7 protein-coding genes and 2 pseudogenes are annotated in these 13,637 nt (G+C 61.0%); 7 read left to right on the forward strand and 2 right to left on the reverse strand.

The window, feature by feature from the left end:
- Positions 1-79: 79 nt before the first annotated feature.
- Positions 80-487: pseudogene (locus ACZ7HQ_RS41500) on the forward strand (transposase); the annotation flags it as partial.
- 212 nt (positions 488-699) lie between these two features.
- Here ACZ7HQ_RS41500 and ACZ7HQ_RS41505 read toward each other — a convergent pair.
- The gene (locus ACZ7HQ_RS41505; protein ID WP_471001730.1) at positions 700-1,146 is read right to left on the reverse strand and encodes a prephenate dehydratase; all 447 of its coding nucleotides are present in this window, start codon (positions 1,144-1,146) and stop codon (positions 700-702) included.
- Positions 1,147-1,232: 86 nt separating this feature from the next.
- Positions 1,233-2,429: an MFS transporter gene (locus tag ACZ7HQ_RS41510; protein ID WP_471001733.1), complete on the reverse strand. Its 1,197-nt coding sequence runs from the start codon at positions 2,427-2,429 to the stop codon at positions 1,233-1,235.
- 1,665 nt (positions 2,430-4,094) lie between these two features.
- Between ACZ7HQ_RS41510 and ACZ7HQ_RS41515 the strand changes: the two genes are divergently transcribed.
- From ACZ7HQ_RS41515 to metK, 6 genes and pseudogenes are all read left to right on the forward strand, one after another.
- Positions 4,095-4,913 carry a class I SAM-dependent methyltransferase gene (locus ACZ7HQ_RS41515; protein ID WP_471001736.1) on the forward strand — a complete coding sequence of 273 codons (819 nt, stop codon included), beginning with the start codon at positions 4,095-4,097 and terminating at the stop codon, positions 4,911-4,913.
- A gap of 81 nt (positions 4,914-4,994) precedes the next feature.
- The gene (locus ACZ7HQ_RS41520; RefSeq protein WP_471001739.1) at positions 4,995-6,287 is read left to right on the forward strand and encodes a UDP-glucose dehydrogenase family protein; all 1,293 of its coding nucleotides are present in this window, start codon (positions 4,995-4,997) and stop codon (positions 6,285-6,287) included.
- 264 nt (positions 6,288-6,551) lie between these two features.
- Positions 6,552-7,427, forward strand: coding sequence for a glycosyltransferase family 2 protein (locus ACZ7HQ_RS41525; RefSeq protein ID WP_471001742.1), 876 nt, complete (start codon positions 6,552-6,554; stop codon positions 7,425-7,427).
- A gap of 54 nt (positions 7,428-7,481) precedes the next feature.
- The gene (locus tag ACZ7HQ_RS41530; RefSeq protein WP_471001745.1) at positions 7,482-9,008 is read left to right on the forward strand and encodes a glycosyltransferase family 2 protein; all 1,527 of its coding nucleotides are present in this window, start codon (positions 7,482-7,484) and stop codon (positions 9,006-9,008) included.
- A 205-nt stretch (positions 9,009-9,213) separates the two neighbouring features.
- Entirely contained in the window at positions 9,214-12,030 is a 2,817-nt protein-coding gene (locus ACZ7HQ_RS41535; RefSeq protein ID WP_471001748.1) for a Tat pathway signal sequence domain protein, read from the forward strand.
- Between the two features lie 663 nt (positions 12,031-12,693).
- Positions 12,694-13,544, forward strand: a pseudogene (gene metK / locus ACZ7HQ_RS41540) (methionine adenosyltransferase); the annotation flags it as partial.
- Between the last annotated feature and the right edge of the window lie 93 nt (positions 13,545-13,637).

Below are 13,637 nucleotides of genomic sequence, written 5' to 3' on the forward strand. Positions count from 1 at the left end.
CCATCGCGCCATGAATCAGCGCCCGAGCGGCGGGCGGAGCATCCTCAAAGCGGTCCAGCAGGACCCGTCCCCCGGCCAGCCCAAGTCCGCGCAGCCCGGCGCGACGAAGGCGATGCAGGAGATCTACAACGCCGAGTCTCGCACCCACGCCGAGAAGGCGATCGAGACTTTCGCGAAGACCTACGGCGCCAAGTTCCCCAAGGTCGTCGCGAAGATCACCGACGACCGGGACGAACTGCTCGCTTTCTACGACTTCCCCGCCGAGCACTGGATCCACCTGCGGACCACCAACCCCGTCGAGTCCACGTTCTCCACGGTCAAGCTCCGCACCAAGGTCCCCCGCGGCGCAGGCAGCCCGGCAGCCGCGCTCGCGATGGTGTTCAAGCTTGTCGATCCGCTGGCCGTGATCCCCGGCTCGGCGAGGCCGTTGCACACGGCCGCGATGGCCAGGTCACCCAGTACCCGGCCGGGGGACTGGTCCTGCTAGACCGCTTTGAGGATGCTCCGCCCGCCGCTCGGGCGCTGATTCATGGCGCGATGGATGCCCGCCGACTCGGCGCCGGGCCCCGTGCCCCTGGCATGGCTGGCCCAGGCTGCCCCGGCTACCTCACCGACATCGAGTGGGACGAGACCGAAGACGACTGGCTTGAGCAGGCCCTGGGCTAGGTCACAACACCGTGGAACGGCATCCCCGGCATTCTAGATAGCGGCCTGTGTGTCGTCTGCGCTCTCGGCGACGTGCCGGGCGCCGGCTGTAGTGGAGGCAGCTGGCACGAGGTGGGCGTTGGGCAGGTGTTGCGCGAGCCATGGGGCGCTCTGAGCGTATGCGTGCGGGTGTGTGGTGACCGTGCGGATTTCCTCAGTCCGGGTGGGGTGGGCCGTGGCGAGAACGAGGATGACGGGCAGGCGTATCTCGCTCACGATGGATGTCTCTTGGCCGAGAGCGAGGGCGTCGATGATTTCGGTGACCGGTCCGACGATGGTGTTTTCCAGGGGAACAGTAGCCAGGCTGGCCCGCCCATGGTGGACCGCGTTCAGCACATCGGTAAGGCTGTCCAGGGCGATTCTGGGTGTGCCGGGGTCGCTGAGTTGTTGCTGGGCCAGGTCGCTGAAACTGCCTGCTGGGCCGAGATGGGCGGCAGGCAAGGATCAATGCGCACAGTTACGGTCAAACTCCCTCTCGTGAACCTCATCTGACTCCCTGTCTCCAAGCTCCCCGTCTCGGGGAAGGCTCACAGCGCGTTCGGTTGCTTGGCTGGGAATCCGTGTTCGTGAGCTGCCGCCACAGTGCTCACGGCTGATGTGAGGAGGAAAAGGACACAGTAGGTCATTGAGCTGACGCCGAGTGTGTCGAGCAGCAGGCCGCCAATCCCACCGGCGCCCGCATTGGCTATATTCCACACGGTGACAAGCATGGCCTGTGCCGCGTCGGCCTGATCGGCGCCGGCTTCACCGACAGCGGTCTGCAGGAGTGTAGGTATGCCGCCGCAGCCAAGGCCCCAAAGTGTGACAGCGGTGTAAACAAGCACAGGGTGCCCGGTCGTGGTGACAAGGAGAGTGGCAGCCCCAGCAACCAGCAGCATGCTGGCAATCGTCAATCCCCGTAGCCAATGGTCAACGAAGACGCCTGCGACCCAGATACCCGGCACCTGGGAGCTCCCTAACACCAGTAACACTAAGCCAGCGCTCTCTGCCATGTGGTTGTGTGCGAGAACAGCCGTGATGTAGGCATAGAGGATGGCCGTGCCCAGGACGAAGAGCAGTGTCACCCACAGAACTGGCGCGACACCCGGCAGGCTCAGTGCTCGCCACATGTGTGTGCGGAGTTCTGGCCGCCAGCCGGGATGCTGTGGTACGAGGGCCGCGATCCATAGAATTGTGGCAACCCCGAGCACGCTTGTGGTAACGAAGGCCGCTTGCCAGCCCAGTGCCCTTCCCAACAAGGCGCTCAGGGGGACACCCAGAACGCCCGATAGTGGAATGCCAGCCAGGGCGACGGCGATCGCCTGGCCTTGAAGACGGGCGGGGGCGATACGACGGGCGTATCCGGCCAGCACGGGCCAGGCCACGCCGAAAGCGCCACCAGCCAGCAGCCGGGACGCGATCGTGAGAAGAAAGCCGTCCGACAATACGGTTAAAGTGTTGGCGGCAACCACCCCAGCCACGGCTACAAGTAGCAACTGCTTTCGGCGCCATCCGGCCGTGGCCCTGGTCAGCGGAGCAGCGGTGAGTAGGGTACCAATTGCAGACGCGGTCAAGGTCTGCCCCATCGCGGATTCGCTGACATGCAGGTCCGCACTCATTGCTGGCAGCAGTCCCACGGGCAGCAACATGGCCAGGTTACCGACGAAGCCCGCGGCGCATAGCGGCAGCAGCGGGATCAGCTGCAGTTTGCGCTCGGAGTCCCCGTGTGCCTGTGAAACTGACATGATGGGTCCTGTCTCGTTGTCTCCAGACCGTAGGGAAGCAACCTGCGGATGGTAGGTGCCGATAGAGATCCACTACGCCTGGGGGTACGGAGAAGCTTCAGGCATGAACAGAATGCGGCGTCGTCAGCCAGGCCTCGGGATTGCGAGCAAGAATCACCGGCACTACGCGGATATTCCGTCGTCGGCACGAAGTTGCCGGCGGCGGTGACCGCCGCCTCCGAATCCACTTCGAGGTGCGCACCGGCATCACAATCTGGGATCTATCTCTGTCGACGTCGGCCCACAGCCGGTTGACCCTTCGCTCCCAGCACGGGATCACCACATGCCGGCACGACATCGGGCGATCACACATCGAACAGGTGACGAGGCCCGCCGTGCGGTCGGTGTAGGCCACTGCCATCAGTGCACCATCGCATGCCTCTGCCCTCCAGACAGCCAGTGCCAGCAAGGCCGGGCATACTGGGCAATATTGTGCACTTGTGAGACTCATCATCCCGATGGCCAGCTGCATCCGAGTACGGGCCGCGAGTTCGGTGGCGGTGAAGGCGACTCGTCGGGCTTTGTCAAGTGCCTTGCCGGGTCGGTAACTTGGTGCTTCCCTGCGGGTACGAGGGCGGGTGAACTCTCACGGCGTGGCCGGTGAAGGAAGGCCGGGCTCGGTTGGCCCGCCGGGAAGTGGCAGTGGTTCATCCACAGGGCTGGGTGGTCGACGACACCGGCTTTCCAAGGACGGAGTGTCCTTCGGAAGCCTTCCTTTGCGCATTCGCGCTGCCTCTTCGGCTGGTGGCTGCCCACGGCGCGGTGAGAACTGCGTCATCGGCAGCTCCGTGAACGCCTCCACCCACACCCGCTCAGCACGTAACACCGCGCCCGTACCAAGGAGATGCTCAGCTCACGTACTTCCACACGCGGTGGGAGACGACCTCGACCGGGTAACGGCGGCCCTCGGGCGACGGCGCCCCGATAATCACCAGCAGGCCTTCATGAGACGACCAACCCCAAGATCATCTCATGCGCCCAGGTCAAGTGACAATGCCCTCCGGGGCCCCGGGTCTGCTACGCGTCTGTGAAGACGTTGCGGATGGCGGTCGGATGGCCCCATTTCACAAGTTCACAATGTTGCACAATGTTACCGGCATTAGCGTGTTACGCCCCTAGGCTGTCTCGACTTCGGGTAGTTCACTGGTGGTTCACGCTGGCACGCAGCGCAGAGGCGGGGCCCAGGACAGCAGACAGCGGCCGAGGCGAAGGAGCCACTGTCAGGCAGCATCGGCACGTAGGCGGAGTCCAGACGAAGCGGCGCTAGAAGAAGCGAAGCATGGAATCGACCCCCGAGGAGGAAGCCGTCAGCTTGATGGGCACATGGCGCTGGTCGCCACAGGCATGCCCTGGCCAGAATGGCTGCTTGGTTGCCGCCGCATACTCACACGCCCTGTGGCAAGGGAGGAACTTCGCGGCCGGGGCAAGGGCGTTGCCCCGGCTGTCGTCGGGGGCGTCCAATACCTAGTCGTTCTCGACTCGACGATTGTCGACACCGCCCTACCCGCATTCAGGCGCCTTGAGGCTCTTAACTACGAACCTTTTCCGGGTGATCAAGACTCTGTCCATTCTGCTCTTGTGACCAATTCTGGTTGGCAATCTAGATGTAATTGAGAGGATGTAGCCGTGAGTGAGAACGCTTATCTCTCTGATGACGGGACTCACCGAAACAGGAATGCAGCAGAGTCGTTCGGTTCAGATCCTGAGCGCTACGACCGGATCCGTCCTCGTTACCCAGCCGCCATGGTGGAATCAGTCGTAGCTGCTCTCCCTGGGGTTGATGTGCTCGATGTAGGCTGTGGGACCGGCATCGCTTCCCGCCAATTTCAGGCTGCAGGATGCACAGTGCTCGGGGTCGATGTCGACGCGCGGATGGCCGAAGTAGCTCGACGGAGCGGAGTCGAGGTCGAAGTGGCAGCGTTCGAAGTTTGGAACGCGGCCGAGCGCACGTTCGACGCAGTCGTGTCTGGACAGGCGTGGCACTGGGTAGACCCCGTGATTGGCGCGGCCAAGGCAGCGCAAGTATTGCGTCGAGGCGGGCGTCTGATTGTGTTCTGGAACGTACTCAAACCTCCGCCTGCTCTCGCGGAGGCCTTTACCGTGGCATACCGTCGGGTGCTGCCAGACATGCCGATTTATCTCAGCGGGCTGATGCCTGGTTCGGACGGATATTTGGCTTTGTGTGACAAGGCGGTCGACGGGATACGCCGAGCAGGCATCTTTGACGTGCCGAAGCAATGCGAGTTCGACTGGAACCAAATGTACGCTCGAGATGAGTGGCTGGACCAACTGACTACATTTGCCGGCCACAGCGAGTTTCCAGCGGGAAAGCTGGATGAGCTGCTGTCAGGCATCGGGGCAGCGATCGACGCCGTGGGGGGAAGTTTCACAATGCAGTACACCGTGGCAATGGTGACCGCGACACGGATCAAACCCCGACTTTAGGATGGTCTGCCAGTTAGATAAGACGTCAGATACTGCTCAGGCCCACGAAAAGCTGGGTTACTTGCAGATTGGAGGGCAGCCATGGCGCAACGGAGTGTTGCGGTATTCGGCGCGGGCTACGTCGGTCTGGTCACTGGAGCGTGTCTGGCCGATCTCGGGCACCGTGTGGTCGTGCGCGACGTTTCCGCCGATAGGGTCCGGATGCTCAGGTCTGGCCAGGTGCCGATCTACGAGCCGGGCTTGGGAGACATGATTGCCCAGAACCGGAAACAGGAGCGGCTGGCCTTCACCCTTGATGTGTCGGAGGCTCTGGATGGAGCCGAGGTTGTCTATGTGTGCGTGGACACGCCGCGGTCAGCGTCCGGGGACGCCGACTTGGCCAGGGTCTGGTCGGTTATCGGGGCACTGGTGGGTGCTGAGCAGTTACGGGCAGTGGTGATGAAGTCGACAGTGCCGGTGGGTACCGGCAGCCGAGTGCGGGCAGTGCTGGACAAGTCCGGTTTGGAGCACGTCGGTTACGCCTCGAACCCGGAGTTCACGGCGGAGGGCAAGGCACTCTTCGACTTCATGAAACCGGACCGGATCGTCATCGGGGCCGAGGATCCGATGGTCGGTGGTCTGGTTGAGGAGCTGCACACCGGTGTGACAGGGCCGATCGTGTTCATGAGCGTACGGTCGGCCGAGATGGCAAAGCTCGCATCGAACGCGCTGCTTGCCACCAAGATCAGCTTTGCAAACGAGATAGCGACGCTGTGCGAAAACACGGGGGCGGATGTCGAGGACGTGCTCCGGGCTGTGGGACTCGACCACCGTCTTGGCAGTCACTTTCTGCGCCCGGGGATCGGGTGGGGCGGTTCTTGCTTCCCGAAGGATTCCGAGGCGTTGCGGCAGTCAGCCGGCAATTCCGGCATCCATCTTCCGCTGCTTTCGGCAGTGATCGATGTCAACAACATCCAAAAGCTTCGGGCCATTAAGAAGCTCAGTGATGCCCTCGGTGGCCTGGCCGGCGCGCGGGTGGCGTTGCTGGGTATGACGTTCAAACCGGGAACGGATGACATGCGTGAGGCACCGTCAACCGTGCTAGCTGCACGCCTGTTGGCGGAAGGGGCTGAGGTACGGTGCTGGGATCCGCTGGCGCGCCCCGCCAAGGTGGAGCCATGGACCTCGGTGGCCCGGTGCACGAGTCCGGAGGAGGCGATGGACGGGGCGGACGCAGCGGTTGTGGTCACTGAGTGGCTCCAGTTGTGGGACGTCGACTGGTCCCGCGTGGCCGGGACAATGAGGCAACTGGTGGTAGTCGATGGGCGAAATTTTCTGGATCCCGGTCGGATGCGGGCGCTGGGATTCACCTACCTGGCGGTGGGTCGGCCCTAGTACTCCATCCGGACTCTAGGTTGCCCCTGACAACGGCCCCGGCGGTGTTGAAAAGTGTCGGCTGTGCGGTGGCCCGGGGCGGATTTGCCGAATATTGCATTGAAGCAGGGATCGCGCTTCCCGGCTATGGCAAGCGCGACGGTCGATCTCATCTACTTTCTGAGCAATGCACAGGGTTCCGACTTCCGCAGCGGAAACATTAAAAGATATCAGCAAAGCGGAAAATTCGAGAGTTCCCTGAAAGGCAGATAGATGTGGAGAATTATGTCCAAAATATGTTCACCTGAGCGTTCCATCACAGTCTCGTTGCCATTTTTCGGTTGTCGGCCGCTCCTGCGGCGAGCGGTCGAATCCATCCTCGGGCAGACTCATGGGGATCTTACCCTGATCGTGCTAAACGATGGGGAGCAGCCAGGCCCATGGGATCTTCTGGCGGATATTAAAGACCGCCGCCTTATTCGATTCGATCTCGATGTAAACCGAGGCCGATATTTCGCCGATGCAGTCGCGTTGTCGGCAACATCGGACCGCTACTTCATGGTCCAGGATGCTGACGATTGGAGTTCTCCGCAACGGGTTGAAATTTTGTACGAGACTCTCCGCGAGAGTCACGCGGACGCAGCATTCTCTGCACTGGCCCGATACGTCGAGGGAAGACCACCGAAAAAACACAGCCACTCCGAGTGCCTGCTGCCGCCGCCACCACAACTGATACCCATTGCCTATCACTTCGGCTTGTACAAAACTCATGCGTTGCGGGCAATCGGTGGCTACTATGGTGGTTTCCGTATTTCCTACGACACGATCATACCTGCATTTTTGTCCCTGACTTCCAGGCTTGCATATGTAGATGTTTCTTTGTATCACCATGATCTGCGTCGCGGTTCGCTCTCTACCTCACCGGACACAGGCATGAATTCTGAGACGCGCAGAGAAGTGCGCGCCCGCCTCGACACCCTGTACGAGCAAGCCTATCGACGCTTCTGCCAATACGTCGCCGGCCGCTGCAGCCTGGATGCCGTGCGTCAACTGACCGCGAGCGTGGCCAGCACTTACGTAACGCACCAAGACGCGCGAGCTCTCACCGTGCAATCGGCTCGATTGCGGGCTTTGATGGACCGGGCCACAAGCTCGCAGTGACTTAATCAATTCTTCCAAAGATCCTTCTTGTTGCCATTTACAGGAGAACAGCCCATGATCCAAACGAGCAAAAATAAGGTGGAAGTCGTTGTAATTAATTGGAAGCGTCCATCCAATGTGGGTGAGATAGTGTCCGCCCTGCGAAGGCAAACCGTCCCCTGCACTATCACGATTTGCGACTGCCACAATTCACCCGAATTTGAACTTCCTCCTAGCGTCCTGGATTCCAGCGACCGTGTCTACCGCTGGAAACACAACCTGGGCGCATTTAGTCGTTATGTCCCGGTCGGGGGGTACGATCACGAATACACTTTCTTCATCGACGATGACATGATGCCCGGCGCGCGCTGCGTTGAACACTTCCTAACATGGGCAGAGCACCTAAGGTCTTTCGGTGCTTTAGGTCAATTGGGGCGCATCCTAGAAAATGACGGTTCCTATCGTCCACAAGACATCGAGCGGGGTGACGATTTTACAGAGGTTGATATTCTCGTCAGAGCTTTCTTCGTCCGGACCGAGAGTCTCGTGCACGTTCCGCAGATGAGAAATCTTCTCCGGGAGTTCGACGATCCTGAGGACGATATCCTTCTGTCGGTTGGCCTGGCTATGTACGCTGATCTCGCCAGCTATCTCACACCCCGCGATGTCGACCCAGAGACGCTTGTGAATATGAGCGAATTGGATCGCCCATATTCACGGCAGTCCAGGCCGTACCACCTAGCAGCCAGGTCGCGTCTTTTGCGTCGCGCGATGCGTCTCGGTTGGCAGCCAGTCCGCAGCCGACTGAAAAATCAATTGGTGTCCAGCGGCTCCTGCAGAAGTGCCGAGAAGAGTTCTGGCGTCCTCTATTTCGCCACGGGCCGTGAGGATCGGCACCCAACTATCGCCAGCATTTCGTCGCTCCGTCATGATGGCTATCTCGGGCCAATTCGTGTTGTCACCGATGACGCCGATTGGCTGCCATCGAAAATTGAGTGCGAGAGTGTCCTGGTGCCTGAAGCCAGGCGAGGCTGCCCCTCGGAATACTACAAAACTCGCCTACTTGAATTCGCTTATGACATCACCCTCTATCTGGGATCAGGTGTGATTCCCGTAGGGAATATCGATGACGTGTGGAGGTATGTTGACAACTGTGATATCGCCATGCCTTCTGATTTGTGCCCGAACGTTGGTCGCGTGATCGACCAGTCGCAGCCACACTGGCCTGCGAAAGAGTGCGAGTTGATGATTCGCCTCGGCTTGACAAGCCGGACTATTTACAATAGCGACATCATCCTCTTGAAAAGGTCTTCCGCCGCTGCAGAGCTGTTCGCATTGTGGCGTCAAGAGTGGAAACGCTTCGAAAATTCGGATCAACTGGCCCTGGTGCGTGCTATCGCATTTGCGGGGACGACTGTGCGCACCCTACCCGCCATATTTACTTCCACCGGTGAAGCGCGCGCTTCCGCTGTGAAGGCGGTGCATTTTCAGTTGCCCGAGCATGCGTTCATGATGGATCAACTTGTCTCTGCATTCAGTGATGACGACAGTTCCCGGCGGGACGAAGACCGGTGGATTCCGGATTTCAATGGGAAAGAATAGCCCATGCATGCTGTTCGTCGCCTGCTATCAGGCAATATACGCGTGATTTACGGGCGATCACGTCAACCAACTAAGACTTCTGATTTACCTGGTTCCCCATGGAGGCGCGATGACGCTCTGTAATCATCACCGCGGACCTTGTGGCCCTCGTATGCACACGGGGACTGACGATGTACACCCTGCACAGGAAACATCCGGTCACGCCATGCTCGATACCGTGGTCTTCGGTGATCCCGCATCGGAGGCTGCCCACACAATCAGTGCGGTCAACTCGGCCGTCGTCACCGGTCATCTCGGCCAACCGGCACGAGTCCTGAAGCCAGATACCCCGGCCAGCTTCTGGGGCGGCACGATTTCGTTCACCCTCACGGTAGACCCGAGGAGGATGAACTATCTCACAATGAAATTCTGGGGAGGCGACTGCAGCTCCGACGCCTCGTGTAACGATCTCTGGCGGCTGCAGGTCTTTATCGAGGGCAAAATGATGGGCTGGATCGACCAAGGGCCTGTAGACGCCATCGACATAATGCACACAGCCCCGCGACTTCCTGGAGCGTTCTTCAGCCACACCCTGCCACTGCCCTGCGTTCAGGGTCAGTCCTCCGTGAGACTCCAAATCGCGTCGGAAGGCAGGGTCTACCCATATGGAAGCAACGCGACAGACAATTACTATTTTGCCATGACGACGCCGTCCCGGGGCATTTACCGGGCTTACACGCACACCGACCCCTATTTTCAGCCCGCCTCCGATGACGACTTCGGACAGCCGATGCCCCCGGCAATACGCACGCCCGCCGATGACACAGCCATCGCCGCAGTCCGCGCCCGGGTACTGCGCGATCAGGAAGCGCTCCTGTACAGCAGGCTGCCCGCCTCGATGGACCCGTGGCACTACGAAATGCTCTGCCGCGGTTACTACTGGCCAGACTCTCCGGCCTACCGCAATGCCGACGCACTCGAACTCGTCTGCCAAGCCATTGACGCACAGTACAACGCCTGGCAGAAAGACCCTGCTGTGCTCACCAACTCACCACAGCAATGGGAAGGCTTCGGTCGAGTCGGCGTAGTGCTGTTCACGGCTTGGGACGATCTTCAGCCCTCGCTTGACAAGTGTGTGACCCAGGGGCCCACATCACTGCTCAACCTCGGATTCGAGGTCGGCGGACCAACGCCACATGGATGGAAAGTGGCAGGTTGGGCAAAACAAGGAATCTACAGCCGGGACACCACGGTCACCCGCTCCGGGCGTGCGTCCGTCAAACTCGCGTCCAACGGCGGTGCGCTGGTGGTAACGTCGAATATTCGCGCTCGCGTTGGTCAAGGCACCATGACCTACTCAGTGTGGGTGAACACCGACGCCACCGCTAAGACACCCCACGTGCTGACGCAGTTCTACGACTCGCATGGCACCTACGTGGGCAGCTGCGGTTGTGAGTTCATCACCCCTGGGATTGCCGGCTGGCAGCAGCTGAGAAAGTCATTCACCGTACCAGTGAACGCCACACACTACGAGTTGTTGATATGCCTGACCGACAATGAATCTGCATGGTTCGACGACATCTCGATCACCGCGCCGCTCCCAGAGAATGACTCACCCGTACCGCGGCGCAGCGCGTACCGCGACATGCTCTACAGCAGTCGGGAATACTGGCGTGGGCACACCCGGCACTACACAAACCAGAACCAGTACGCAGCGCTCGGTATCTACGAATGCAACCGCGGGCTCTCCCTGATTTCACCGGCTGACGCCTGGCCCCTAGAACGAGCTAGGCACTGGCTGCATATCTCGGTCGGTCTGGCACCATTCCAAGGGGATGAGGACGAGGCAGGTAACCCCTCATGGGTGCTGGGACACGATTACTATCTGGTCACTGCCAAGGGACTGAGCCGAGAGCTCGGATTTGTCGGAAATTACGGCGAGACCAACGGCACACTGGCACGGATGTGGTGGTCGGTCGCCGGCGGCGCAGGCTGGAAGCTCGGCGCCGACGCAGGAAATGGTGCAATAGTGGATGAACGGCTCTACGACCGCATGGTGCAGATGTGCAAGGCACGAAGCTGGTACCGGTACCCAGCCACCGATGCCGGCGGGACGGCGTGTATGCGCATGGAATCTATGATCGGCTGGCGGAACGAGAACTACCCAGGAGACATCGTCTACGGCGAGCGTGCGGACTGGGACTCTTCCAGCATCACCGCCGCTGCGACATTCCGCGACCCCGACCTGCTCGGTTATGCCCAGGAGATGCTCGGCGACGGTCAATTCGGTCCGACATTGGCGTTGCTGGCTACCAACCACTGGAGCAGAGTCGGACTCGGCGCCCTGAAGTTCCTCGGCTACCAGCTTCCTGCTTTCCAAGCGGCACCTGCCTCGCCAGCCCGGCTTCCCGGCCGATGGGACAAACCGGATTTCGTCTTCACCGACGAGAGCAATGCCTGTCTGGCGGTCAAGCGAGGCCGTGAACTGTTCTATTGCTCATTGTACTTCCGTGCGCGCCAAGCAGTAAACAATTTGGCACGAGTGCATCTACTGACCCCAACATCGGAAAGATCCGCAACGGTATGGACACAAACCGAATTCGATCCAGCGCATCCGCCAACCGGTACCTTCACGGTCCAGGACTGGGTTGCCACCGATTACGCGATCAACACCCCAGAGCTTGCCCCCAACAACACTGGGGGCGGCAATACACCGCCTGGCCCAGCCCTGCACCAGGCCTGGGCAGGCCTGCAGCTCCCGATTGCGCCGGTGCCCTCCAACTCCAACCCGTCGGCAGGCACTACGAATGTCACCGGCCTGGAGAAGCTAATGGTCGGCAAAGCCCCATTCTACTTCCTTGCCTACGCCGGGTACCTCATCGCGATGAACACCACCAATGACCACGCATTCGCCTTCAACCCACCCCGATCAGATCGCAGCGTGTGCCTGCCTTCCGGAAAATCCGCTCCGACCGGAACGATCACGATACCGCCCGGATCCACTTTGATTCTGTTCGATCCAGACCGTCGACCGAGCGGTTGACGATGGGCTGAAGGACATTTTGAAGACCAAAAGCCCTGTCAATTAGCCATCAAGAAGCTGTCCTGAAAACGCGAGGGTCTCATTCTCTCGCTCGCCCTCATCGATCTTGCCCCAGTCTGCCACCTTCTGGCCCGTCGTCAGGAGACCTCCCAAGGAGTTCACCCTGATCCCCGATCCTGTGATCAGTGTTCTACGCAGCTGGGACTATGCCGCTACCAGCTATCCAGCCGCTCTCCGCCAGCCGGCGGTGCCGAAGCGTTGGGAGACACCCGTTACCGAGATGACCGACTTCATCTTCTCCCGTATTGATGCCGAGGAACTCCCGTAAAGCCGAAGCTTGACCTGTCCATCGCTATGTGGCGTGCGGCGGTCGACGTCCAGGTCGGTCCCTCGGTGGGCGGCAGGGGGGCCTAGCGCTCAAGGGCCTGCCTGCATCTGTGCACATCTTCGGTGAGACCCACGCCGGCACGGTCCTCTATGTCAGCGTCGGGTGGGATCCGCCTGACCCCTGCTCTGCGCCCTGGTACGTCGTCGCTGTGCCCCACCTGCAGATTTGCCGTGCCCAGGGAGCCGACGAAATCGAACTGGTCACCCCGTAACGAGGGAAGGCACGTGCCAACCCGGCACTTTCAGTCAGCAGCCGCTGCAACCCCAGGGAGAGCCATGTCCCGGCGTTTGTTCACCTCGGAGTCCGTGACCGAGGGGCACCCCGACCAGATCGCCGACCAGATCGCCGACCGGATCAGCGACACGATCCTCGACGCCCTACTCAAGGAGGACCCCAACTCGCGGGTCGCCGTGGAGACCCTGCTTACCACCGGCCAGGTGCACGTCGCCGGAGAGGTCACCACTACGGCGTACGCGGACATCCCGTGTCTGGTCCGCGACGCGGTCCTGGATATAGGTTACGACGCCTCCCAGAAAGGCTTCGATGGCCGCTCGTGCGGAGTGTCCTTGTCGGTCGGCGCCCAGTCCCCGGACATCGCACGGGGCGTGGACGGCACCGGCGAAGACGTTGATCCGCTGAACGCACAAGGCGCCGGCGACCAGGGCCTGATGTTCGGCTACGCGTGCGACGAGAGACCCGAACTGGTGCCGCTTCCTGTCCAGTTGGCCCACCGGCTGGCCTACCGGCTCACCGGCATACGCAAGGAGGGCTTTGCCACCTACCTGCGCCCCGACGTCAAGACCCAGGTCACCATCGAGTACCTGGGCAGCTGCGCCGCCCGCGTTGATACGGTCCGCGTCTCCGCCCAGCACGCCGCAGACGTCGACCTGGATGACCTGTTGGCACCCGACATCCGCACCCACGTCGTCGAGTACGAACTGGCCCGCCTCGCCGACTTCGGCATCCACGTGGACACCGAGGGCTATCGCCTGCTGGTCAACCCGAAGGCCGGTTCGAGATCAGCGGACCGATGGGTGACGCAGGCCTGACCGGGCGCAAGATCATCATCGATACCTACGGCGGCATGGCCCGCCACGGCGGCGGTGCCTTCTCCGGCAAGGACCCCTAGGGCGTGTATCGAATGTGCTGGTCACAGCCACTCGTTGATGGCCGCGACGAGGACGGTCGCCTCGTAGCGGACCGCGAGTTTGTCGTAGCG

Source organism: Streptomyces sp. NPDC037290, from assembly GCF_055603245.1.